Below are 23,352 nucleotides of genomic sequence, written 5' to 3' on the forward strand. Positions count from 1 at the left end.
TGAATTATGAATTATGAATCAGGGGTGTACGAAGAAATTTTATTTTAGCCCCATCGGGGCGATACTTTAGTAGAAATAGCATCAAAAGTGTACAAAAAGCTCCGTAGGAGCGGCCACCGTGGCAGCGGCACATTTAATGGTGGGTGTCGCCCGGCAACGGCCGACCGTCTACGGGGCTGAAATCTTTCCAACTTGCTAATCTGCTACTAAGGTTTAGCCCGGCAGCGGCCGTCCGCCTCTGGGGCCGCTTTTGCACCAAAAATAATTCCTTCGTACACTACTAATTAAGAATTCAGAATTACATTGGTTTCAACACTACCGTATTCTCCGTCAGTCCGCTCTTTACCTCCACCAGGTCCAGGTTTTCGGCGCCTTTGCTGATTTTGATTTTCTTCTTTTCGCTTCCCTCCTGAATCCATACACTATCACCACCCACTACGTAGGTCTTCGGCAGGGTCAGGGCACGATTGTTCTGGCTAATGATGATATTCGCCTCCACGGTGAGTCCGTAGTACCCTTCGGGCGCTTCGCCTTCGAACTCCGCATCCACCCGGAACGACTGGTCTACGCGGTTGAGTTTAGGGTAAATCTTGGATACGCGGGCTTTGTATACCTTCTGGTCAAAGGCATCTACCTTAATAAGTACCTCCTGCCCTACCTTCACTTTGGTAAAATCACTCTCGTCTACCGCCATTTGGACATAGGCATGGTTGCTGCTGCCGATCAGGGCCACGGCTTCGGTCCGGCGTACCAGTTCACCCGGCTTTTTGTACACCTCATATACCTTCCCGCTCCCGTAACTGCGCAGGCGGTAATTATTGGCATCCACCGACGTGACCTGGTACTGGCTGCGGGCGTTCTGAAGCTCCACGTACAGTTGATTGCGGGTACGCTGCAGGGCCTGTTGCCGTGCCGCCAGCTCGTTGCGGCTGGTACGGTAGGCCAGTTCAGCCCGTTCCAGTTCGGCCTTGGAAGTGGCATTTTTCTCGTAGAGGCCCTGCTGCCGGACGTAGTTGATGGAGTCGTTCTCTACCCGGGTGCGGGTCGTTCTGATCTGCGTTTCCAGTTCGTTTAATACCGGCGAGCTCTGCGTCAGATTGGCTTCCGACTGTCGGTAAATGTTAGCCGCTGCCTGCGAGCGGGCGTCAGTAGACGCACTTTCCAGCACAAACAAGAGCTGGTTGTTGCCTACACTGTCGCCTTCGTTGACCAGCTGCCGGGTAAGTACTCCGTCGGCTTCCGCGAAGAGCCTGTACTCATTCTGGGGATACACGTTTCCTGAAGCGTACACGGCCTCAGTCAGCTCTTTGTAGGTGGGGGTAGTACCTTCTTCATCCGATTTACAGCCGAGTATAGCCAGGGCAATCAGACCAGATATATAGTTTAGTTTCATGGTGAACGGGTAGTAGCTTTTAAGTTGGTAGCTATAAATTCTCGATATAGCGGGTTAAAAAGAGGAGGTTTCTTCCGAGTCATTATTCACCGGATAGTAAAGGCCGGGTCCAGAGCAGGCCACCGTATATCATGGCATTGGCCAGGGTAGTCAGGTAGCGGTTCTGGGTCAGGAGCGATTCGTTGAATACCGTCAGGTACTGGTCGTAGGTGTAGGTACCGGCCCGGTACTTGATCAGGGCCAGGTCCAGGTTCTGCGTAGATAGGTCCAGGTTTTCCCGGCCCAAAGTCAATGACCGTTGCACCTGTGCGTAGGAAGTCTGCCACTCCTCATCCTGCGCCAGTTGACGGCGGCGTTCGGCCTCCAGCTCGGTGCGGGCGATATCGGCCCGTACTTTGGCGCGGGCAATGGTATGCAGACGCACGCCCCCGTTAAAAACAGGTACCTCCAGCCGTACTCCCACTACCCCGATGCTGAACCAGGGCTGCCCAAAATCCAGAAAGTTAAATTCCCTGCGCTGCGCCTGCGCCGAATACCGGCCGTAAAGCGATAGCTGCGGAAGTCGGGTAGCCTGCTCGCGCCGGATGGATTCCTGGTAGTAGGTGAGCTGACTGGCCCGGAGCCGGATTTGGGGGTAGTTGTCCGGGAGAGTAGAGGCCGGCACCTCACCAGTTGCAGCCCAGCCCTGCGCGGCCCCGTCAGGTACTGTTACTTCCTGCCCTACCAGCAGCCTTAGTTGCCTCAGGTTATTGGTATAGGCCAGGCGGTTTTGTTCCAGCTGGTCAGCCAGGGAAAGGCGGGTGCTTTGGGTTCGGTTCAGGTCCAATTGTTCGGTAACGCCGGCGCGGTAGCGTTCGCGGGCCAGCGCCAGCAGGGTATCCGCGTTCTGAAGGTTTTGCCCGGAGAGCTGCACCGCCTCCCGGGCCAGGGCCGTCAGGTAGTAGGCCCGTACCACCTGGGTTGCCAGCTGGTCCTGCTGCGCCGCAACCTGGGTTTCGGCGATTTGCTGGTTCAGGTCGGCCAGGCGGATGTCGTGCAAAAGTGTGGGGTTCAGCAGGCTGTAGCTGGCCTCCAGACCGGCCGTCAGGTTATAGGGTACCCCAAACTGCAACCGCTGGTACTCGCCGGGGTTACCGCCCAAAAATTCGGCGGGTACCAATTGTACGGGCAGGGCGTAGTTGTATTCGAGCGCACTCGTGGCGCGCAGAGTAGGCAGGCGGCCCGCTCTGGCTATGTCTACCGCTCCGGCCTGCCACCGGGCCGTCTGTCGGGCGGCCTGTAGATCAGGGTTGTGCTGGCGGGCCAGCGACAGGGCTTCCTCTACATTATTCAGAACAGTTTGCGCCTGTGCTATACTTCCTGCCAGCAGGCATCCAATCAGCAGGTACTTTTTCATGGGTAAATAATAATCGGGTTTCATGCTTCAAAGGTCAGCGAAAGGCACGAAACCGGAAAAATTAAATCTACGAAGCGGAAGAAAATCGGGGCGAAGCAGAGAGGGGGAATTGCTATTCAGTGTTCATTGTCTTGTACTTTTAAAATTAGAAATCGCTAAGTTTAATCTTAACTTTCAAAGATCCTTATGCCCCACCCCCTCTCTTACACCAACCGTCAGGGTAGTACCGCTTATATTCGGGCTGTAACGGCTAAGAAGGGCGGAACGCGTTACTATATTACCAAGGAGCCACAGAACCCTGACCTAATCGAAGAAATGCCAGCAGGGTTTGAGTTTTACGAAAACCCGGCGGACGCCCGCATTATTTTTCGGAAGCGAAAGCCCTCCCATATCTACCCGTCAGAGCGACAACTAGTGGAAGATGCAATGGCCAATCTATCGGCGGTATCAGATTTTATCGTGGAGGCCCAGGAGAAGGAAATCATGGTCTATATTTCACAGTTCAGTTCTATTGCCGGACAGGAAGAGAGTCTTTCTGCCGAGGAAGCCCGCAAACTCTGGGGTGAACATTCTGATCGCTGGAAGCAGTATCGTGATTACGTCCGGTTTGTGTTAGTGAGCCGGTCACCGCGTGTGTTTGCGGTGGAACGTATTGTGTTTATGAGTTTCTTTGGTCACGATTACGTGGAGTTGGAACGTTCGACGGATTTGGAATACCTGGCCGAGAAAATCTGTGAGCACATTGGACGCGACACCTACTTCGACCTAGTACCGGAAGGCTTTGCTGACGAGGATAACTAGCCCATCTCTGGTAAATCTGGGGCGCAGTTTACATTGCCGTACCTTTCCTCTGTCTTTTGAAAAGAAAATCATTGTTTTAGACCGACTCTGCGCACAGAGATCAATTTTTCTGATACCTGCCTAAGCTATATCCCTATGCTCACCCCCGACCAAATTCAGCAAATCATTGACGACGAAATCATCGTGGATGCCTACGACGAATACGAAATAAGCTCGGGCTGGTACGAGACTATGAACGACCGCCTGAACTTTCCGTTTGAAGCCACGGCCACGCTCACCAAAAAAGGCGGCGGTACCGAGGCCAAGCGCGTTACGGTGGTGGGGCTATCCGGTGAACCAGCGCAGTTTTTGGACAAAGATTTTCATCTGCAAATAGAACTGGGCGACTACCGGGTGACTGTCAAGTACACCCAACTCAGCGACATTGACGCCGACGAAGGCACCTTGGATATGTTCCAGATCTGGAACTATTGGGTGAGTAATGAATAATTGACCCTATTTTTCTAAGCTTTCCTTTCACTCTTTGAATCCACTGTTTTACTCATCATTTTGAAAATGTCTATCTCTGATTAAGATAAAAATCAAATGAAGACAATTCAGGAACACATCAGTATTATTCAGGCCTTCTGTTCTTCTGCCACTTATGGGTTCCTGGAAATTTATAAGTTAATTTCCTTTGAATTCCCCTACCACCTCACCTCCATTACCAGCCCCGGCAGTACCTCCTCTCCCGATAACGTTACAGATTCACCCGTCACAATTTCGACTGAACCCGCCGCACGGTAGATATGTACGGTCTTGTCCTGACGGTCAATGAGCCAGCCCAGACGGCAGCCGTTTTCACGGTACTCTTCCATCTTGGACTGAAGGTCGGGGAGGCGGTCGGTTCTGGAACGCACTTCTACTACAAAGTCCGGGCAAATCGGGGCAAATCTCTCCTGAGCACTTTTGGACAGGCTTTCCCATCGACTCTTAGATACCCAAGAGGCATCGGGAGAGCGTACAGCACTATTGGGAAGTGTAAATCCTGTGGATGAATCAAAAGCAAATCCAAGTTTAGAGCGATCATTCCAAAACCAGATTTTGGCACTTATACCCAGATTGAAATGCCCTGTATCAGTTCCCGTTGGCGACATAACGATAATATTTCCGTGTTGATCGCGCTCCATGCGCAGTTCCGAATTAGCCTGGCACAGATCAAAGAACAGATCATCTGTAAGTCCCTCTACCGTTTTTATCTTAAACACATTGTCCATAGCAGTATCCTGATTTTCTACTAATGTAACGAAAAAAACAGTACCTGCTGTTTCCTACTTCTTCTCAATCCCTCCCAGAATCCGGCCGATGTCGTTGGCGCGGGACATGAAGCGGAGGCTGGCGTCGAGGGATTTTATTTATATTTGAAAAAAGAATGAGTTATGACGATTCAGGAACTGGAAAAAATTCTACGCCGGGAGGGGGTTTTTGAGGAGTTTGGAATTAGCCGCTTGGGGCTATTCGGGTCATTTGCCCGGGGAGAAAACTACCACGACATAGATATTCTGCTGGAACAGCACCTCGACTATAAAGTACGTGAACGGCTTCGGAGCAGGCTACAAGCCTTACTTAATACCAAGGTGGACCTGGTGCCGGCAAAATTTGCCGACCCTATCATCCTTTACCGCGCTCACAAAGACCTCAGGTATGTTACCCGATAAAGCTAACGACCTTTTACCACTGCTCGTCATGCTCGAGTCAATAGGTAAAATAGAAATTTATGCTGCCGGGTTCACTACCCCCGAAATGTTATTTTATGCCAACGACCAGCTACACTTCAACGCTAGTCTGCTACTCCTCCTTAACATTGGGGAACAAAGCAACAAACTGTCTGCTGAATTAAGAAGAAAGCATTCACTACTACCTTTTCAGGAAATTCGCAACTTAAGAAATCGTATTGCCCATGACTACACAGGAATTGATTACGAAATGGTTTTTGACATAATCAAAGAAAGAGTTCCTGCTTTTAAGTTGCAGCTAATGAGTCTACTCACCAATGAGGTTGCCGACAATACCTTCGATAGGGGAGAATTAGAAGCCGCTCGTCAAAGTACCTTTTATAAGCATGTTGAGTTTGAAAAAATCCTTTCGTAACTACCTTACCCCCCTTTAATTTATAGACTAACTACTTCTTCTCAATGCCCCCCAGAATGCGGCCGATGTCGTTGGCGCGGGACATGAAGCGGAGGCTGGCGTCGAGGTCTTCGTTGTCGATGGCGTCTTTGAAGCGTTTCAGGAACTCAATGTAGTCGGCCAGGGCTTTGGATACGTTAGTTTTATTTTGATCGAAGATGGGAGCCCACATCTGGGGCGAACTCTTGGCGAGGCGTACCGTGGAGGAAAAACCCGTACTGGCCATATCGAAAATGGCTTTTTCGTCGGCTTCCTTCTCTAGTACCGTCAGGCCCAATGCAAACGAACTGATGTGGCTCAGGTGCGATACGTAGGCCAGGTGCAGGTCGTGTTCGGTGGGGGTCATGTAGTGGATCTTCATGCCGATGTCGCGCAGCAGCGCCTCTACCAGCGCCAGCGAATCCGGCCGACTTTTTTCCCGGTCGCAGATAATGACGTTCTTGCCCGGCAGCAACTCCCCAAACGCAGCACCCGGACCGGAATTTTCGGTACCGGCCATGGGATGAACCGCCACAAACTGCGCCCGGCGCGGGTGCGCGTCGGCGGCCCGGCATATCAGTTCCTTGGTGGAGCCCAGGTCCATAACGGTAGCGCCCTCGGGTAGTCCGTCCAGGAGGACCGGCAGCAGGTGCACGATAGTATCCACCGGCGTAGCCAGCACGTTTAGTTCGGCCACCCGCAGGGCTTCTTCCAGCGGTAGTATTTCGTCTACGATTCCCTTAGCCAGGGCAATCTTCTGGTTTACTTCTGAGAGGTCTACGCCCACAAACTTCATGTTGGGGTACTTTTCCCGAAGTACCAGGGCAAACGAGCCGCCCAGTAACCCTACTCCTATTATACTAACTATCATTTTTAATGCTTTAGGCTATATGCCGTATGCTTTAGGCTTTTTATATTGTATGAAACAGACGCAAGATTTTGCGTCTCTACAATCTGGACTCGAGAGCCGACAATTTTTTACTTTCCTCCTTTTAACCGCAGCGGCGGCCGCCCTTCCTCCTTAATTCTCTCTACTGCTTCCCACAGCCGCTCTTTGGGAGTACAAAGCGAAAGGCGGATGTAACGCTGGCCTTTGGGGCCGAATATAAAACCGGGAGCGATGAACACGTGCTTCTGGTACAGCAGTTCATCTACCAGTTTTTCGGCGGACTCGACCGCTTCTGGTAGTTTGCCCCAGAAAAACATTCCCTCCTGCTTCGGGTCCCAGGTACAGTTCAGCGCGGACAAAAAGGCCTCGGCGGCTTCCAAGCGGCCCTGGTATACGGCATTTCGCTCGTCATGCCACTCCTCGGTATTCCGAAGGGCCGTGGCGGCGGCTTCCTGTAAGGCCCAGAACATGCCGGAGTCAACGTTGCTTTTGATTTTCAGGACGGCGTCCACGTAAGGTTTGGCCGCCGTCAGCCAGCCCAGCCGCCAACCGGCCATGTTGTGGGACTTGCTCATGGAATTGAGCTCAATGGCTACTTCTTTGGCCCCCTCTACCGACAGCAGACTGATGGGTTTTTGTTTGTTCAGGACCAGGCTGTACGGGTTGTCGTGGCACAGCAGTACCCGGTGTTGCCGGGCAAAAGCTACCGCCTCCTCAAACAGCTCGCGGGTAGCGGGGGCGCCGGTAGGCATGTGGGGGTAGTTGAGCCACAGTAGCTTGGTACGGGGCGTTACCAGGCCGGACATAGCTGCCCAGTCGGGTTGCCAGCCGTAGTCCTCGCGCAGGGAGTACTCTTTTACCTTTGCCCCTACCATCTGGCTTACGGCGCGGTAGGCCGGGTAACCCAGCTCAGGTACCAGTACCTCGTCGTCCGGGTCCAGGAAAGTAAGGGAAATATGGGTGATGCCTTCTTTGGAACCAATCAGGGGCAGAATCTCAGAAGTCGAGTCCAGCGTAACGCCGTAGGTACGCAGGTAGTAGTCGGCCACGGCCTGCCGGAAAGTGGGGGTACCGGTATAGGGCTGGTACCCGTGGGCCTGCGGTTTTTGCGAGGCTTCGGCCAGCGTGGCCAGCGTCTGCTCCGACGGCATCATGTCGGGGTTACCGATGCCCAGATTAATGACATCGTGTCCCTGGGCCATCAGCTTGCGTACTTCGGCCAGTTTCACAGAAAAATAGTACTCGGAGGTTTGGCGCGTACGTTGCGCGGTTTCTATTATCATTACTCAAAAAAATCAACAATTTCGGTCCGGCGGTTGGCAGGGCAAAGAGGTACTTTACAGGTACTTTTACGGCCAGCCGTTGTATTCCTTAAAATAAGTGGCAAGTTAGCGAAATAATGTTTGAAAAAATGAGCAGGTACCTTGGGTCAGGTACTTATCCGGGAGCAGGAGCAGCTTTCCTGTTATATTCGGCCTTCCGGCTGCTTTTAGTACCATAGCCCCACTGACCTGAATCCTGTATGCAAAAATCTCTAATTCTGGCCGTGGCCCTGGCGGTACTTCTGAGTACCTTTTCCTGTCAGACCCAGCAAACCACTTCCGACCATTCCACTACTACCCAAGACTCCACCGCTATGGAAGGTACCTTTGGCTACGATGTAGCTTTTCTAAAAAAACAGAAAGAAATTATTCTGTTACAGGCCCCGGACAACGCTATGGCCCAGGCCGTGCTGGTACCTGACTACCAGGGGCGGGTTATGACAAGTACTGCCGGTGGCACCGCCGGAAACAGCTACGGCTGGCTCAACTACGCCCACATCAGCAGCGGCCAAAGTACCCCCCATATGAACGCCTACGGCGGCGAAGAGCGTTTCTGGCTTTCGCCCGAAGGAGGTCAATTTTCGGTTTATTTTGAAAAAGACAAACCCTTTACCTTCGAAAACTGGCAAACTCCGGCCCTCATCGACAGTGAATCTTTTGAGGTAGTTCGGGCGGATGCTGGTTCGGCGCTGTTCAGAAAACAGGCGGAACTGGAAAATTACAGTGGTACCCGATTCAGTTTTGACATTGAGCGGGAGATTCGTATGCTGGATAAAGGTACTATTCAGGAAAGGCTGGGTATTACGCTGCCCGAGGGGGTACAGTCGGTGGCTTATGAATCCAGCAATACCCTGATTAACCGGGGCGACGATTGGCAGCGGGACGAGGGCGTGCTGGGAATCTGGATACTGGGGATGTTTAAGCCGACCGAACAAACCACCATTATCGCTCCGGTTGACCGGCGGCAGTCCAATCAGCTCCTGCTGACGGATAACTACTTTGGCAAGATCCCAGCTGACCGCCTGCGCGTGACTAATTCGGCGGTACTCCTGCGCGCCGATGGCAGGTACCGGAGCAAGATCGGGCTGGCGGCGCAGTCGGCCCGGCCGGTGGCGGGCAGTTACGATGCCGAAAAAGGGATACTCACGCTGGTACAGTACGACCTGAACCCGCAGGGCGACTACCTCAAGTCAAGCTGGGAAATACACAAAGACCCCTACCTGGGTGACGCGCTGAACGCCTACAACGACGGACCGCTGGAAGATGGATCACAAATGGGCCCCTTCTATGAGCTGGAATCCAACTCATCCGTAAAAGCGCTAAAAAAGGGAGAAAGCTTGGTCCATCACCACCGCACTTTTCATTTTGAAGGAGATATAAAAGCACTTTCTGACATAGCTTCGAAGGTACTGGGCCTTGACCTGGCTTCTCTCAAAAACGATTAAGACCAACATGATTACCGGCTTAGTTACTTACCACCGTATTTGCTCCAAAAAACGTATTCTTCCACCCGGATTTTACGGGGCTTGGCACTAATTAAAATTTGACGGATTATCCCGATTAGGCAGGATAAAAACCTGTCAATCAGGCAGACAAATAAAATTATTTTAGTCCCTAGGATGACTAATTTTGCTGTGATGAGCTTACTACCTCCCGCTTCATTAAATATGTCAGGAATGGACCATTTTTTGACTGACATAATTACATATTCACAATCATTAGTATACTAATGGTATGGTTTTTTGAGTTTATAATACTGTATACTTTATACACCGTATTTTTAAATTTTGACTCCATGAAAAGAATAGGAAAAATAGTTAACTACCTTATGGTAGCGATGGTGGGGACGGCCCTGGTAGCCTGTAGCCCATCATTTCAGGTACAACATGACTACGATACTGCGGTGAATCTGAAGCAATTTAAAACTTTCCGCGTAGAGGCGGAGAAGGATATGCAACAGGACCCTTTATTGGGTAGTGAACTCAACAGACGTCGTCTGAATGAGGCCATTGTAGAAGTAATGCAGAGCAAAGGATATGTACTTGATCAGCGTAATCCGGACCTGGTACTACGGTATCTGACCGATGTTAAAGATCGTCAGCAGGTTAGATCTAATAATAACATGGGTCCCTACTGGTGGTGGTATGGTCCAATGAACAACAACATTTCTACCTATAACTACGAGGAAGGCCGCTTTATTCTGAATGTTTATCAGAATCAGGCTAGCAACAAGATGATATGGCAGGGATGGGCTTCCGGACGCGTAAAACCAGCCAACAAGCGGGATGACCGTCAGTCTATGATAAAGGACATTATGATGGACATTCTTCGTCCGTTCCCCGGAGCCACCGCTGATACCTACACCACCAGGTAAGCAGTTAATCTGAAAAACGATAAGCATAAAAAAGGCCTGACAGCGAAACGCTATCGGGCCTTTTTTATGCTTATCAGAAACTATACTGGACCCTGAAAGTAAAGATATTATCTCTCAGATCGGACTGGTACCCTTCCAGCCGCGTCCTCTCATTTTTTACGATATCGTAGTACAGCAGAAACCGCAGGTTGTCGGAGGCATAGTAGTTGTAGCCTACACCTAACGTTCTGAAAGCTACATCCGCTCCCGTAAATCCCGGGCCGAGGTTAGTACCCGCTACCATTGTGTTCGGATCGTACCAGTCGTACTTTACCACCAGCTGATGCTGCGGATTAAAGAAAGACTGTAGAAAGTACAGATAAGCACCGTTGAAAGGACGGATGTACAGAGGTGCCAGCAATCCATTGCTAAATTGGGGAATTTCCCCCGGGGTTTCGGAAGTAGTTCGGGTGGAAGTCTGTGTGCCGGTGATGTACTCTGCCCGCAGCTCGGTACCGATTCGGCCGTAGGGAAACTTTACCTGAAGGTCCCCTCCGTAGTAGCGCCGGGGCGCCTGCCGTCCGACGTTCGCAGAGGCATCGTCGAACCGGTAAGCACCGCCTTCCATCCGGTAGATCTCGTTGGTAAACTGCTGCATACCTCCGTACAGGAAAGATGCTCCTGCCGACACTACTACGCCCGGCCACACCTCCTTCTGCTTGAACATAATCCGCCCGACCACGTCTTTGTAGCTGTCAAAATCGGCCGTTGCGGTTAGTCCCTGCCCGTTGAATACGCCCAGGTCTACCCGCAGGAAATCCAGTGGGTGATCTTTCCGCTGGGCTTCAAAGGATAACCGGGCACCAATATCGCGTTCCGTACGCATAAGGATCTGGGACATTCGCCCCCGCTCGGGTGATTCGCGGCTGGACGAACTCAAATTAATTTCGTAGCCAAACGGACGGGGAAAGATACCTGTGGTGAGGTTAAGAACGCTCCATTTGTTTTCGTAGAACTGCCCGAAAAAATCCCGGACATTGACCCCACGCTCGGTACCGTCAAACTGAAAGACAAAAAAAGCCATGGGCAAGCCTTTTTTATTATTATGAGAATAATCAACCCGCAAGCGCCCCCGACGGATCATAAACCGATTATTGACCGCTTCCGAAAAGTCGCCCCCGTTATAACTGGGAGCTCCTTTGGACTGCGCAATCTGGTACTGGGGCTGAATGTAGCCACTAAAGCGGAGTCGATCATTGTCCTGATAAATGGCAAATATGGCCGCCTGATACCTGGTCGTATCGGTGTAGTCATCCATAATAAATTGGGCTGAACTTTCCTGAACGAAAAAACATCTGCTCAGCAAGCCCAGCACCAGGTACCGGCTCAGGTTCCTCGGAAATGTAAGCTTCATTAAACTTCCAATGGGTGAAATCAGGCACAAACATAGGTACTTATTTTCTTTGTAGAAAAAGAAGCTAAGTACCTATGCTTGTTAAGACGGCCACCGTGATGGCTTATTTTTCGAAGAATTAGCGGCTGGCCCCTATCTTCCAGCTACCCTATCCAGCTCTGTCTGTAAAGTTTTGCTTTCCGGAAATCCCATGGGTATCCAGCGGTTCACTATCCGCCCCTGGGCGTCAATCAGGACAAAGGGATGACCGGGTTCAATGGCATATTTATTTTTTAATTCCTCAATGGTCTGTTCAGAAGCCCAAAGGTGCATCACGCCCGGACGCGCCTCCGTGTACTGCTTCCAGGTAGAAAAGGGTATCCCGGGAGCTACATTTACGTACACAAAGTTTACTTTATCCTTATGGCTTTCTTCCAGCGCTTTCAGTGAAGGTTCGTGCTGTTTCAGGTTAAAGGCAAAGGCCAGGATCATCGGATTCCCGCGCAGGCTGCTCAGTGAAACCTGGGTACTATCTACGCCCAGTAAGGTTACGTCGGGAGCCATGGTGCCGCTTTTTAGCTGCTCCTTTGTGGTAAGTACCTTGTCAAAATAAGCTACTTGCTTCGACTGCGGGTACTTGTTCAGGTAGTCAGCCAGGAGTGTACGGGCGGTTTGGGTAGTAGGATAAGCGATACTGGCCTGGTTGAGCCAGTAAGTCGAGAGGTACTCGCGCTGGCGGGGGTAGTCTTTCAGCTTTTCCTGCGTCAGCTGGTAAGCTTTCTCAAGCGTCTGCGCACTCATGGCATTCTGTCCGTCGGTACTGCCCTGGGTGGCTGAGAGCCTAATCCAGTTTCGAAGTTCATTGCGGTAGGTCTGGCTCAGGAGAGCCTCGTCGGGCATAGGTTTAAAATTCTGTAAAGTCAGCTCCGACAATTTCTTCTGTTGCTCCGCATCCAGCTTCACCGGCCGGTTTTTACGCATTTCCCGGTCCATCACCAGGGCCTGTAACAGGTACGGCTCGGTCATGGAGATAGCCTGTACGTACGCAGCAAATTCTTTATCGACGGTATTAGCCGAAGAGAATTCCTTGTAGCGGGTCTGGCGGAGTTGCTGCAGACTGTCGCTCTGTTTTAGTATGGACTGGTTATCTATCTGCGTTGGCTTATAGCTGAATGCCGGCAGGTACTGGTAGTGGTTCTGGCGGTAATAATCACCCAGAAACTGCTGATAAGCCGCATTACTACCAGAAAACTCAATGCCTTTCTCGCCATTAAGTTTCACAGTAAGATTATCACCCGGCTTAAGGTACAGGAGCTGGGTCTTGCTTTGGGTTGAGGTACTTGCCGGTCCGGCATTCGCAGTACCGGTAGTACTACCCATACCTGAAGCACCCGGACTGGAAGTACCCGCGTTACCCACGTTGGCAGCTGTTCCGGCACCTCCCGTATTTGGTTTTATTGTCATCCATACCATGGTCGGTTTGTCCAGTTCTACCGCAATGGCACCGTTTTTCTGCGTGCTCAGGTCCACTCCCCCGAGGTTCTCATATTTTGTATCGGCTAACCCTACGCCCAGGGTTTCGTGAAATTGCACCCGCTCCGCCGTCAGCGAAACCGTTTGATTAAGACCTTCCGGCGCCGTAATGGTTACCCGCGCCGTGTTTTGAGCCCAGGTCAGTGGCCCTCCCAGCAGGCTCAGCAGAGCCAGCGCTATTTTGTAGATTTTCATATAGACTCGTCCCAGGATTAAATTTATGGTACGACCTGCATTAAAAAAACTTTGCCAACCCTGCTTTCACCGCTGAGGCAAGAGCAGTTAGATGCAGCCAATTTCAGGTTAAGGATAGGGAATCCCTGCGCTGTGTGTTATTTTTGTGTCAATTACTTTACTTATTCCATGAACCGCGCTTTCCTTTTTCAGTTCAATACCCTGCGTTCCGCTTTTGAAGGCGAACTTTACTACGACGACTCCACCCTCCACGCCGCGCAGCGCCACCTGTACGCCACCGATGCCTCTGTGTATCAGGAGCTACCGCTGGCCGTAGCCTTGCCCCGTACTGTGGAGGATATTCGTCGGCTGATTCACTTTGCCCAAAAGCAAAAGGTAACGCTAATACCCCGGGCGGCCGGTACTTCGCTGGCCGGACAGGTAGTAGGAAAAGGAATAGTAGTGGATATTTCGAAGTACTTCGGGGAAATCCTGGAAATAAATCCGGAAGAAAAATGGGTACGGGTACAGCCGGGCGTGATCCGCGACGACCTGAACAAGTACCTGGCTCCCCACGGGCTGCTGTTTGGGCCGGAAACCTCCACCGCCAACCGCGCTATGATCGGCGGAATGGTCGGAAATAACTCCTGCGGCCTGCATTCCATCACCTGGGGTACCACCCGCGACCACCTGCTGGAAGTAAAAGCCCTGCTCTCGGACGGTAGCGAGGCGACGTTTCATAACCTCCCGGCGGATGAGTACGTAAAAAAAATAAGCGGTACCGATACGGCCAGCCAACGCGAGCAGTCGATTTATGCCGGTATGTGGGGTATGTTGTCCAATCCGGTGGATCAGGAGCTGATCAAAAAACAGTTTGCCAAACCAACCGTAACCCGCCGAAACTCCGGTTACGCACTGGATGCCCTGATCAAAGGTTTTGACGACCAGCAAATCAATCTCTGCCACCTCATAGCCGGGTCGGAAGGTACCTTATGTTTTATCACCGAAATAAAAATTGGTCTGGTGGAAGTACCTCCGGCGGCCGTAGGGGTAATTTGTGTCCATACCACCAGCCTGGCCGAAGCCCTGCACGTAAACCGGGTGGCGATGAAACACCAGCCCAAAGCCTCGGAGCTGGTGGATAAGTACATCATGGACTTTACTAAGGAACACCACGAGTACTCCAAAAACCGCTTTTTTCTGGAGGGCGACCCGGCGGCCCTGCTGATGGTGGAGTTCTGGGGGAATACCGAAGAAGAAGTCAAACAAAAAGCGGTTTCACTGATTGCTGACCTGCAGCAGGAAGAACTGGGCTATGCCTACCCGCTGCTGTTCGGAGCCGACGCCAACAAGGCCTGGGATATCCGCAAGGCGGGTCTGGGGCTGATCCGGAACCTGCCGGGCGACACCCAGCCCGTCAATCTCATTGAAGACTGCGCCGTTGCCGTCGAGGATTTGCCCGCGTACATAGCCGATGTCGAGCAACTCCTGGCCCGGCACGGTCTGCACGCATCCTACTACGCCCACGCCGGAGCGGGTGAGCTGCACGTAGAACCCATGATTAATCTCAAAACCAGCGAAGGCAAGGAGAAATTCAGGGAGGTACTGGCGGACACGGCCGTACTGGTAAAAAAATACAACGGTGCCCTCTCGGGCGAGCACGGCGACGGACGCTTACGGGGCGAATTTATCCCCTTCATGATGGGCCAGGAAGTATACGAAATGTTCCGGCAGGTGAAGCGCATCTGGGACCCCAACGGCGTGTTTAACGCCAACAAGATCGTGGACACGCCGCCCATGAACGAGTCGCTCAGGTACCTGCCCGACTATGCCGCGCCCGCCGTCGCTACTACCTTCGACTTTTCGGCGGACGAAGGTATCCTGCGCCTGGCCGAGAAGTGCAGTGGCTCCGGCGACTGCCGCAAAACCCAGCTGACCGGAGGTACCATGTGTCCCAGCTTTATGGCCACGCGCCGCGAACGCGACACCACCCGCGCCCGCGCCAATATGCTGCGGCAGTACTATACCGCCGCCCCCGCGCCCACCGACGAAACTACCAGTGCCGACATGGTCAAGGAAGTACTGGACCTGTGTTTATCCTGCAAAGGCTGCAAAGCCGAATGCCCTTCTACGGTGGACGTAGGCAAGATGAAAGCCGAGTTTACCCAGCAGCAGTACGATAAAAAAGGTGCACCGGCCCGGGCCAAACTAATCGCTAATTTTACGAAACAAATGAAGCTGGCGTCGCTGGCACCCTGGGCTTACAATGCCGTGTTTGGGAATCCGGCCCTGCGGCGGGTGGCCAACAAAACCGTCGGCTTTCACCCCGACCGTACCATGCCTTCCCTAAGTACCACCACCCTGCGGAGCTGGTACCGGAAACACCGGAAAAATGGAAGTACCCCTTCCTCTGCCAAAACCGTCTACCTGTTTTGTGATGAATTTACCGATTACAACGACGTAGAAATTGGTAAGAAAACGGTACTGCTGCTCGAAAAACTGGGTTACAATGTAGTTATACCCGCTCACATCGAATCCGGACGAACCTACCTGTCGAAGGGTTTTGTGAAAGAAGCCCGGCAGATAGCTGTAAAAAATATAGAACTTCTGAAAGGATTGATTTCGGCCGAAACGCCGCTCATCGGTATTGAACCGTCGGCTATCCTGACTTTTCGCGACGAGTACCTCGACCTGGTACCTGAGCACCTGCTGGAAGATGCCCGCCTGATTGCGGAACACAGTCTGCTCTTTGAAGAATTTATTGCCCGCGAAATAGAAAACAAGTACCTGAATAAAGACGCTTTCACAACCGAAAAGCGACTGATAAAACTACACGGACATTGCCATCAGAAAGCCTTGTCTTCGCTGGTACCCGCCAAGAAAACCCTGTCACTTCCGGCCAATTACGAAGTACAGCTTATTCCTTCCGGCTGCTGTGGTATGGCGGGTTCGTTTGGCTACGAGGCGGAGCATTACGAGGTTTCAATGAAGATTGGTGAACTGGTTTTGTTCCCGGCGGTACGCCAGCAGCCCGAGGAGGTCATCATTGCGGCCCCGGGTACCAGCTGCAGGCACCAGATCAAGGACGGAACCGGACGTAAAGCTTTACATCCGGTTGAAATTCTTTGGGAAGCATTAAAAAAATAATATCGGTTTAATTTTGTTTTAGCGCCTTACATCCGTCGCCATCGTGTCGGGATTCATAATAACATCGCCTCGGGCGGTATCAGAAGGTACTACCTGCTGTTCGGGCCTGGTGCTTGGCGTCATGTTCCAATTATGATTCCACCATCCACCAAAGTGACCTATAAGCGATAGGACAACACCAGCACCAATCACCCATATCCAGATCTTTCTGGAGTTAGCCGTGTTTTTGGTGGCTTTGGTTTCATCATCTAATTCGTTTCTGTCCATGTTAGTAGTTTATTTTTTTCAGATTAGTTTGCACTAATTCTGTACCAGTTGCTTCATTCCGAGGAGATGTTTTCTTTTTTATTTTAATGGGGAAAAATATCCACTGAATGGCCTTTTCAGCCGCTCTGCACGGGCCTGCATACATTTTATGTATATTGGCTCTTTAATTAAAAAGGTTATGAGTAAAGACGAACAAAGAAGGCAACTGATCGAAAAACTGCGGGAAATAGACCATCCCGAAGCCTGCCGGACTTTCTTCAAGCTACTCCACGACCTGATCGACTACCTCAGCCTTTCGGATAATGATAACCGGCTGGCCATAGTGATTCGTAAAAATAAGATGATTTCGGTGAATGTAAACCTAAATACGGCGCTGGCTATCCGGCGGAAAAAAGGCGTTCATTTCTTACTTCTTATCAAACCGGATGGACGCGAGCAGCTCTCTGAAATAAACCAGTTCTCCTACGTTAATTTTACCAAAAGCAGCAACTACCTGCACCTGCAGATTCCCTACGAGCAAAAGCACTGGATCGAAAATCCTATCATTCAGAAAGTGTGGCAGGACTGCCTGAACGAAGTAGCCGAAAAAATGAACCAGAGCCCCAAGCGGGAGCAGCATAATGACTGGACCTACCAGGCCGCCATGGACGAAGCCTTCCGGGGCGAACTGCTGATGCGGGTCACTAACGCGGATATCCACAAGGAAGATGGCAAAGCCAACCGGGTGGAAGAAGGTCAGGAAAAGTACTCCTCCATACAGGTACCAGCCCGACCGGCCATTCCTCTTAACTATATCCTGTTTGGTCCGCCGGGTACGGGCAAAACCTACCGCCTGCAGCAGCTGATGCGGGAAGTCCGGAGTCACTACTTCGTTACGTTTCATCCGTCGTTCAGCTACGAAGAATTCGTGGAAGGCATCCGGCCCGAGGTCGCGGGCGGACAGGTAAGTTACCAGATCAAAAAAGGAATTTTTTACGAAGCTTGTCTGGAGGCACTCCGTAAAGCCAACTATAGCTCGTTTGACGGCTGCCTGAGCGATACCCCCGAAAACCGCCGCCAGCGCTTTGCCGAAGCCGAGCCAGTACTACTCCTGATTGACGAGATCAACCGGGCCAATGTGTCGGCGGTACTGGGTGAGCTGATTACCCTGCTGGAACCCGACAAGCGGCTGGGCGGCCTCCACCAGCAGACCGTACAGCTCCCTTACTCGCGTACCCGCTTTGGCCTGCCCGCCAACCTGTACGTAGCCGGTAGTATGAATACCGCCGACCGCTCCATTGCCCTGCTTGATACGGCCCTGCGCCGCCGGTTTGACTTTGAGGAACTGGCCCCCGAACCGGAACTCCTGGCGGGTCGGGTCGTGGAGGGTATTGACCTGAGGCTGCTGCTGAAAACCCTGAACCAACGAATTGAAGCCCTTTACGACCGCGACCACACGCTGGGACACGCGTTTCTGCTACCAGTCCAGACCTTTCCTGCGTTGTGTGAGGTATTCCGGATGAAGATTATTCCGCTGCTGCGGGAGTATTTTTACGACGACTGGGAGAAAATTCAGCTGGTACTGGGTGACAACGCCCGCTGGGGAAAGTCTTTTGATGAACAGCTGGTCCGGCGTACTACCTTTAACGACCGGGAGCTGTTTGGCGAGGAAATAGTCCGCTCCAACGAACCTTACTTTTTCGAGATTAACCCTTTCCTGACCCGAAAGGAGTACGATCAGGTACCTAAAGAAGCATTTATGTACATTTACCAAAAACCTGTCAGCAAACCATGATTTTATCCTACCGCTACCTGGGCGCTTTCGTACTGCTCCTGGGCCTGGTGCCTACTGCCTGGGCCCAGGGAACTTCCAATATCGTTTCCTTCTCGTCCGGATACAGTGTCGCCCTCGGCAAATTTGCCAGCGAGCAGCTCAACGACCCCGAAGCGGGCCTGGCCGGTCCGGGCTTTTTTGCCCAGCTCAGTTACGAGCGAAAGTTTCTGCCCTGGCTGGGTTTGCGTCTGTCGGGCAGCCTGAACATCAACCAGACCAATCCGGATCCGGTTATCCGGCAATACAGTGTTTTACTGCCCCAACCCGAAACCTACACCTGGACGACAGACGTAACACAGTGGCGGCTGGGGACGGTTATGGCCGGTCCGTCGGGGTACCTGCAGGTAGGGCGGGTAGGTCTGGAGGGGCACGCTCAGGTAGGTCTGGTATTAGCCGAATCGCCCGGTTTGAACGTGGTAGGTACTTCCTCGACCGGCCGTAATCCGGTCGACGCCCGCGTAGCCAAATCCAGCGCCAATGCCCTCGGAATAGGCGCCGGTGCCAGTGTCCGGATTCCCATTACCGAGCGCCTCCGCTTTCAGCTTACCGGGGACTGGGTCGCGGCCAGCATTCAACTTAAAGACGTACCTACCTATACCAAAGTGGGCGACAACGGCCCCTTTGAGGGGCTTATCAGCCCGAAGCGCTTTGTGGGGGTACTTAACGTAGGGGCAGGGTTGGCCGTAACGTTTTGAGTGGGCTCCTCCGGAGGATAGGATCCTTGCCTGTTACCCATCCAGCAGGCCGGTATCTACCCCACCCTTTCTTTCGTAGCCCCAGTTCAGTTCTTTGGTGGGGTCAATCACCAGCCACAGCAGGCTACTGAAGCCCAGCAGGGTACCTATTATATAAAGCGGAAAGTTGTAGTTGCCGGATAAGTCCACGATTCGACCAAAGAAAACGGCCAGAAAGAAGCCTCCCAGCTGACCAATCATGTTCATGGTACCGGCCACGGTACCGGCGCGGCTCTTGCCAATATCCACGCATACCGCAAAAGATACGGGAAGCGTCAGGTCTTTGAAGAGCATGCCCACCGACAGCAGGTAGGCGGCCGTCAGGTTATTCTCCGAAAGGGCCGATGCCCACATGACCAGGCTTGACAATCCCATGCCTACCATGCCCACACTGGCCCGCCCCACGCGCAGCCCGAACCGCTTCACCAGCCAGTCACTGACAAAGCCCCCCATAAAGCAACCAATAGCGCCCGAAATAAAGGGAAGCGTGGTAAAGAACTGCATTTCCCGTTCGGTAAACTGACGCCCTTCCTGCAGGTAAATAGGCAGCCAGCTGTAAAAGAAGTAAGCGCCGTACATGTAAAAGTGGAACATCAGCACCAGCGCCCACAGGTTGCGGCTCCGCAGCAGCGCGCCCCAGGCCAGTCCGTGTTCGTGTGACCGGAACCGGCGATTGTCCTGAATGTAGCTAAGCTCTTTTTCAGTGATCCCCTTTTTCTCTACCGGAAAATCGCGGAACCACCAGTACCATACCACCGCCCACACCACCCCGATAAGCCCCATGACCCAAAACGACGCCCGCCAGCCCAGCGAGGCCGCCAGGGGTATCACCACCAGGGGCGCCAGCGCGCCGCCCAGCCGTCCGGCGCCCCAGATAAAGGCCTGGGCGCGGCCGGTCTCGACCGCCGGAAACCAGCGGGCAATTACAATGGAGCTGTTTGGATAGGCTCCCGCTTCCCCCATCCCGAATAAAAACCGGATAACAACCAGCATGACCAGCCCCGACGCCACCCCGGTCAGGGCTGTAAAAAGCGACCACCATAGTACCACCCGCAGCAGTACCCGCCGCGGCCCCACCCGGTCGCCCATGGCGCCGGTAGGTACTTCAAATAAAGCGTAGGCCAGGGAAAAGGCACCGAGTATCCAGCCAAACTGCTCGTTGGTCAGGTCCAGGTCGTCTTTCATACGCTTCCCAACCACCGATATACACACGCGGTCGAGGTAAGTGATCATCGACAGCGAAAACAGAAAGATCAGGACACGGTAGCGGTACAGCATAGAGTGAGGTTGGGTTCGGATTCTCAATATCTTTATTTTCTTAGACTTATTGCGCTGAATACCTGTACTTTTTAGAGTGCACCGTCCCGACAGCCCTATGAATTACTATATTTGCAGCCGAATCAGCCTGATACAGGTTCATTCGGCTGATATTTTATCATTTCGTGACTACTTAGTAATGAAGGTTCTCAAATTTGGCGGCACGTCGGTCGGTACGGTTGACAGCATTAAGCAGGTAATCAGTATTCTTGAAAATAATCTGGCGCAGGGAGAGCGCATTGCGGTCGTTTTCTCGGCCATGGGTGGCGTTACGAACCGGCTCATCGAGATAGGCCGGATGGCGGCCGCCGGCAACGGCGAGTACCTGGACCTGCTGAAAGCGGTGGAAGAAAGACACTTTACGACCATCCGCGGACTGATCGGTGTCAAGAGCCAGAGCAGTACTTTCGCTACCGTAAAGGGGCTGGTTAATGAACTGGAAGACCTGCTGCGCGGCGTGTACCTGATCCGGGAGCTGACCCCCCGCACCCTCGACCTGATCATGAGTTTTGGCGAGCGGCTTTCCACGACCATCATTACCGAGGCGCTTAAGCACCGCGGTGTGGCCACCGAATACTGCGATGCCCGCCAGCTGGTACGCACCAACGCCCATTTTGGCATGGCCGAAGTAGATTTTACCACTACGGATCGCCACATTCTGGAACATTTTGCCAAAAGCAGCGCCCTACAGTGTATTACGGGCTTTGTGTCCTCTACGGCGGAGGGTATTACCACTACGCTGGGGCGCGGTGGTTCCGACTACACGGCTTCTATTTTTGGGGCTGCCCTGGACGCTGACGTTATAGAAATATGGACGGACGTGGACGGTATGATGACCGCTGACCCGCGCAAGGTACCCAACGCCTTTACCATTCCCTCGATTTCCTACGCCGAAGCCATGGAGCTGTCGCACTTCGGGGCCAAGGTCATTTATCCGCCCAGTCTGCAGCCTGCTTTTGCCAAAAATATACCGCTTAAGGTACTTAATACGTTCAATACGGGTTTTGAAGGTACCCTGGTGAGTCGCTCAGCCAACGGCAAAGACTACGCCATCACCGGTATTTCGTCCATTGACGATACCGCCATGGTTAATATTCAGGGAAGTGGTATGATTGGGGTGGCTGGCATATCGGCCCGCCTTTTTACGACACTTTCTGAAAATTATATCAGCGTAATCCTTATTTCGCAGGCCTCTTCGGAACATTCTATTTGCTTTACCATTGACCCGCGCAACGCCGACAAGGCCCGCGAGGTACTGGAAAAAGAATTCCAGGCTGAAATTGCCACCGGAGATATCGACAGCATCAGCATTGAGAAGCACGTTTCTATTCTGGCCATTGTGGGAGAAGGAATGCGGCAAAGTACGGGGGTATCCGGCAAGCTGTTTTCGGTTCTGGGTAAGAATGGTATCAATGTTATCGCTACCGCCCAGGGCTCTTCGGAGTTGAATATTTCCGTCGTTATTTCCAAAAATGACCTCTCTAAGGCGCTTAACGCCATCCACGGTGTTTTTTTTCAGTCTGAGACCCGATCTCTCAACCTTTTTATCGTGGGGGTCGGACTGATCGGGAGTACCCTTCTCAAGCAGCTTTGTGACCAGGAGAAGTACCTCCGTAACGAAAAGCTGCTGATCGTTAATGTTATCGGGTTATCCAATACCCGCAAGATGCTGCTTGAACCGGACGGCGTTTCTCTGAAAGACTGGCGCGACCACCTGGCTGACCAGGGCGTAAAAACCAGTTTGCCAGCCTTTGTGCAGCGCATTAAAGAACTTAACCTGCCCAACAGTGTATTCGTCGACTGTACTTCCGATAAAGACATTGTCCGCTATTACGAAACGCTGCTTGACGCCAGCATATCGGTCGTAACACCCAACAAAGTAGCCAACTCCGGACGCTACGACGAGTACCTGCGCCTGCAGCGGACAGCCTTGCAGCGCGGCGTGAAATTCCTCTACGAAACCAACGTCGGGGCCGGATTACCCATTATCAACACCATTCAGGGCCTAATGGCCAGCGGCGACAAGTTTCTTAAAATTGAAGCCATCGTATCGGGTACCTTGTCTTTTATATTCAATACCTTTAATCAGAATATCCGGTTTGTGGACGTAGTACGCGACGCCAAAGCTAAGGGCTACACCGAACCGGACCCGCGCGACGACCTTAGCGGTACCGACGTAGCCCGCAAAATCCTGATCCTGGCGCGTGAAGTAGGCGTACCGATGGAGCCGGAAGATATAACCGTAGCCCAGCTACTGCCTGACAGCTGCCTGAAAGCCCCCAGCGTAGAAAGTTTCTTTGCCGAACTGGAAGCCCGGAATGATTATTTTGAAGAGCTCCTGGCCAACGCGCAGGCCAAAGGGGAAGTACTTCGGTACATAGCGACCCTCGAAGACGGAGAGGCCAAGGTGGAGTTACGTACTGTAGGACCTCAGCACCCGTTCTATACCTTGTCGGGTAGTGATAATATAGTATCCTTCACCACCGAACGTTATAAGGACCGACCGCTGGTCGTGAAGGGCCCCGGCGCCGGGGCCGAAGTGACCGCCTCGGGCGTATTTGCCGATATCATGAGCATCAGTAGCTATCTGGGGTAGATTATAACACCTCCCGCGCTGTAGCCGCTTTATTCCCTGCTGCGGCGGGAGGCGCTCCTCCGGACCGTGCCTTGTT

The 23,352-nt window shown here is 52.5% G+C and carries 19 protein-coding genes; 10 read left to right on the forward strand and 9 right to left on the reverse strand.

Going from position 1 to position 23,352, the window contains the following annotated elements:
- Window positions 1-298 precede the first annotated feature (298 nt).
- Both VGN67_RS08890 and VGN67_RS08895 read right to left on the reverse strand, forming a co-directional pair.
- Window positions 299-1,393, reverse strand: a complete 1,095-nt coding sequence (locus VGN67_RS08890) for an efflux RND transporter periplasmic adaptor subunit (protein ID WP_327486453.1) — start codon at window positions 1,391-1,393, stop codon at window positions 299-301.
- 82 nt (window positions 1,394-1,475) lie between these two features.
- Window positions 1,476-2,789 carry a TolC family protein gene (locus VGN67_RS08895; RefSeq protein WP_327486454.1) on the reverse strand — a complete coding sequence of 438 codons (1,314 nt, stop codon included), beginning with the start codon at window positions 2,787-2,789 and terminating at the stop codon, window positions 1,476-1,478.
- 186 nt (window positions 2,790-2,975) lie between these two features.
- On the opposite strand from VGN67_RS08895, the gene VGN67_RS08900 reads away from it, so the two are divergent.
- The gene (locus VGN67_RS08900) at window positions 2,976-3,590 is read left to right on the forward strand and encodes a hypothetical protein (RefSeq protein ID WP_327486455.1); all 615 of its coding nucleotides are present in this window, start codon (window positions 2,976-2,978) and stop codon (window positions 3,588-3,590) included.
- A 135-nt stretch (window positions 3,591-3,725) separates the two neighbouring features.
- Entirely contained in the window at window positions 3,726-4,079 is a 354-nt protein-coding gene (locus VGN67_RS08905) for a calcium-binding protein (RefSeq protein WP_327486456.1), read from the forward strand.
- 197 nt (window positions 4,080-4,276) lie between these two features.
- On the opposite strand, the gene VGN67_RS08910 is transcribed toward VGN67_RS08905, so the two are convergent.
- A complete protein-coding gene (locus tag VGN67_RS08910) occupies window positions 4,277-4,846 on the reverse strand; it encodes a Uma2 family endonuclease (protein WP_327486457.1) in 570 nt (189 codons plus the stop codon).
- A gap of 162 nt (window positions 4,847-5,008) precedes the next feature.
- Here VGN67_RS08910 and VGN67_RS08915 point away from each other — a divergent pair, with 162 nt between their 5' ends.
- Both VGN67_RS08915 and VGN67_RS08920 read left to right on the forward strand, forming a co-directional pair.
- Window positions 5,009-5,287, forward strand: a complete 279-nt coding sequence (locus tag VGN67_RS08915; RefSeq protein WP_327486458.1) for a nucleotidyltransferase family protein — start codon at window positions 5,009-5,011, stop codon at window positions 5,285-5,287.
- Window positions 5,274-5,720, forward strand: a complete 447-nt coding sequence (locus tag VGN67_RS08920; RefSeq protein WP_327486459.1) for a DUF86 domain-containing protein — start codon at window positions 5,274-5,276, stop codon at window positions 5,718-5,720. The genes VGN67_RS08915 and VGN67_RS08920 overlap by 14 nt, the downstream gene beginning before the upstream one ends.
- Window positions 5,721-5,751: 31 nt before the next feature.
- On the opposite strand, the gene VGN67_RS08925 is transcribed toward VGN67_RS08920, so the two are convergent.
- Both VGN67_RS08925 and VGN67_RS08930 read right to left on the reverse strand, forming a co-directional pair.
- Complete coding sequence (locus tag VGN67_RS08925; RefSeq protein ID WP_327486460.1) at window positions 5,752-6,609, reverse strand: prephenate dehydrogenase; 858 nt, start codon at window positions 6,607-6,609, stop codon at window positions 5,752-5,754.
- A gap of 107 nt (window positions 6,610-6,716) precedes the next feature.
- The gene (locus VGN67_RS08930; RefSeq protein ID WP_327486461.1) at window positions 6,717-7,910 is read right to left on the reverse strand and encodes a pyridoxal phosphate-dependent aminotransferase; all 1,194 of its coding nucleotides are present in this window, start codon (window positions 7,908-7,910) and stop codon (window positions 6,717-6,719) included.
- 239 nt (window positions 7,911-8,149) lie between these two features.
- Between VGN67_RS08930 and VGN67_RS08935 the strand changes: the two genes are divergently transcribed.
- Window positions 8,150-9,394 carry a DUF6786 family protein gene (locus VGN67_RS08935; RefSeq protein WP_327486462.1) on the forward strand — a complete coding sequence of 415 codons (1,245 nt, stop codon included), beginning with the start codon at window positions 8,150-8,152 and terminating at the stop codon, window positions 9,392-9,394.
- Window positions 9,395-9,744: 350 nt separating this feature from the next.
- Complete coding sequence (locus VGN67_RS08940) at window positions 9,745-10,323, forward strand: DUF4136 domain-containing protein (protein ID WP_327486463.1); 579 nt, start codon at window positions 9,745-9,747, stop codon at window positions 10,321-10,323.
- Window positions 10,324-10,396: 73 nt separating this feature from the next.
- On the opposite strand, the gene VGN67_RS08945 is transcribed toward VGN67_RS08940, so the two are convergent.
- Window positions 10,397-11,716, reverse strand: coding sequence for a porin (locus tag VGN67_RS08945; protein ID WP_327486464.1), 1,320 nt, complete (start codon window positions 11,714-11,716; stop codon window positions 10,397-10,399).
- Between the two features lie 132 nt (window positions 11,717-11,848).
- Window positions 11,849-13,423, reverse strand: a complete 1,575-nt coding sequence (locus VGN67_RS08950) for a TlpA family protein disulfide reductase (protein WP_327486465.1) — start codon at window positions 13,421-13,423, stop codon at window positions 11,849-11,851.
- 168 nt (window positions 13,424-13,591) lie between these two features.
- Here VGN67_RS08950 and VGN67_RS08955 point away from each other — a divergent pair, with 168 nt between their 5' ends.
- Window positions 13,592-16,549, forward strand: a complete 2,958-nt coding sequence (locus tag VGN67_RS08955; protein WP_327486466.1) for an FAD-binding and (Fe-S)-binding domain-containing protein — start codon at window positions 13,592-13,594, stop codon at window positions 16,547-16,549.
- 18 nt (window positions 16,550-16,567) lie between these two features.
- Here the strand turns inward: VGN67_RS08955 and VGN67_RS08960 are convergent, their stop codons facing one another.
- Window positions 16,568-16,816, reverse strand: coding sequence for a hypothetical protein (locus tag VGN67_RS08960; protein WP_327486467.1), 249 nt, complete (start codon window positions 16,814-16,816; stop codon window positions 16,568-16,570).
- 178 nt (window positions 16,817-16,994) lie between these two features.
- Here VGN67_RS08960 and VGN67_RS08965 point away from each other — a divergent pair, with 178 nt between their 5' ends.
- Both VGN67_RS08965 and VGN67_RS08970 read left to right on the forward strand, forming a co-directional pair.
- On the forward strand, window positions 16,995-18,590 hold the full coding sequence (locus VGN67_RS08965; protein ID WP_327486468.1) for an McrB family protein: 1,596 nt from the start codon (window positions 16,995-16,997) through the stop codon (window positions 18,588-18,590).
- Window positions 18,587-19,324, forward strand: coding sequence for a hypothetical protein (locus tag VGN67_RS08970; RefSeq protein ID WP_327486469.1), 738 nt, complete (start codon window positions 18,587-18,589; stop codon window positions 19,322-19,324). Before VGN67_RS08965 ends, VGN67_RS08970 begins: the two co-directional genes overlap by 4 nt.
- Before the next feature lie 33 nt (window positions 19,325-19,357).
- On the opposite strand, the gene VGN67_RS08975 is transcribed toward VGN67_RS08970, so the two are convergent.
- A complete protein-coding gene (locus VGN67_RS08975) occupies window positions 19,358-20,641 on the reverse strand; it encodes an MFS transporter (protein WP_327486470.1) in 1,284 nt (427 codons plus the stop codon).
- Between the two features lie 178 nt (window positions 20,642-20,819).
- Here VGN67_RS08975 and thrA point away from each other — a divergent pair, with 178 nt between their 5' ends.
- Window positions 20,820-23,276 (forward strand): bifunctional aspartate kinase/homoserine dehydrogenase I, encoded by a 2,457-nt coding sequence (gene thrA / locus VGN67_RS08980; protein WP_327486471.1) that lies wholly within the window; start codon window positions 20,820-20,822, stop codon window positions 23,274-23,276.
- Window positions 23,277-23,352 lie beyond the last annotated feature (76 nt).

The organism is Telluribacter sp., assembly GCF_035998675.1.
In the GTDB taxonomy this organism is placed as follows: Bacteria; Bacteroidota; Bacteroidia; order Cytophagales; family Spirosomataceae; genus Telluribacter.

Excerpts from the sequence above, each read along its gene's own strand:
- VGN67_RS08890 (WP_327486453.1), bottom strand. The coding sequence starts at position 1,393 with ATGAAACTAAACTATATATCTGGTCTGATTGCCCTGGCTATACTCGGC.
- VGN67_RS08895 (WP_327486454.1), bottom strand. The coding sequence starts at position 2,789 with ATGAAAAAGTACCTGCTGATTGGATGCCTGCTGGCAGGAAGTATAGCA.
- VGN67_RS08900 (WP_327486455.1), top strand. The coding sequence starts at position 2,976 with ATGCCCCACCCCCTCTCTTACACCAACCGTCAGGGTAGTACCGCTTAT.
- VGN67_RS08905 (WP_327486456.1), top strand. The coding sequence starts at position 3,726 with ATGCTCACCCCCGACCAAATTCAGCAAATCATTGACGACGAAATCATC.
- VGN67_RS08910 (WP_327486457.1), bottom strand. The coding sequence starts at position 4,846 with ATGGACAATGTGTTTAAGATAAAAACGGTAGAGGGACTTACAGATGAT.
- VGN67_RS08915 (WP_327486458.1), top strand. The coding sequence starts at position 5,009 with ATGACGATTCAGGAACTGGAAAAAATTCTACGCCGGGAGGGGGTTTTT.
- VGN67_RS08920 (WP_327486459.1), top strand. The coding sequence starts at position 5,274 with ATGTTACCCGATAAAGCTAACGACCTTTTACCACTGCTCGTCATGCTC.
- VGN67_RS08925 (WP_327486460.1), bottom strand. The coding sequence starts at position 6,609 with ATGATAGTTAGTATAATAGGAGTAGGGTTACTGGGCGGCTCGTTTGCC.
- VGN67_RS08930 (WP_327486461.1), bottom strand. The coding sequence starts at position 7,910 with ATGATAATAGAAACCGCGCAACGTACGCGCCAAACCTCCGAGTACTAT.
- VGN67_RS08935 (WP_327486462.1), top strand. The coding sequence starts at position 8,150 with ATGCAAAAATCTCTAATTCTGGCCGTGGCCCTGGCGGTACTTCTGAGT.
- VGN67_RS08940 (WP_327486463.1), top strand. The coding sequence starts at position 9,745 with ATGAAAAGAATAGGAAAAATAGTTAACTACCTTATGGTAGCGATGGTG.
- VGN67_RS08945 (WP_327486464.1), bottom strand. The coding sequence starts at position 11,716 with ATGAAGCTTACATTTCCGAGGAACCTGAGCCGGTACCTGGTGCTGGGC.
- VGN67_RS08950 (WP_327486465.1), bottom strand. The coding sequence starts at position 13,423 with ATGAAAATCTACAAAATAGCGCTGGCTCTGCTGAGCCTGCTGGGAGGG.
- VGN67_RS08955 (WP_327486466.1), top strand. The coding sequence starts at position 13,592 with ATGAACCGCGCTTTCCTTTTTCAGTTCAATACCCTGCGTTCCGCTTTT.
- VGN67_RS08960 (WP_327486467.1), bottom strand. The coding sequence starts at position 16,816 with ATGGACAGAAACGAATTAGATGATGAAACCAAAGCCACCAAAAACACG.
- VGN67_RS08965 (WP_327486468.1), top strand. The coding sequence starts at position 16,995 with ATGAGTAAAGACGAACAAAGAAGGCAACTGATCGAAAAACTGCGGGAA.
- VGN67_RS08970 (WP_327486469.1), top strand. The coding sequence starts at position 18,587 with ATGATTTTATCCTACCGCTACCTGGGCGCTTTCGTACTGCTCCTGGGC.
- VGN67_RS08975 (WP_327486470.1), bottom strand. The coding sequence starts at position 20,641 with ATGCTGTACCGCTACCGTGTCCTGATCTTTCTGTTTTCGCTGTCGATG.
- thrA (WP_327486471.1), top strand. The coding sequence starts at position 20,820 with ATGAAGGTTCTCAAATTTGGCGGCACGTCGGTCGGTACGGTTGACAGC.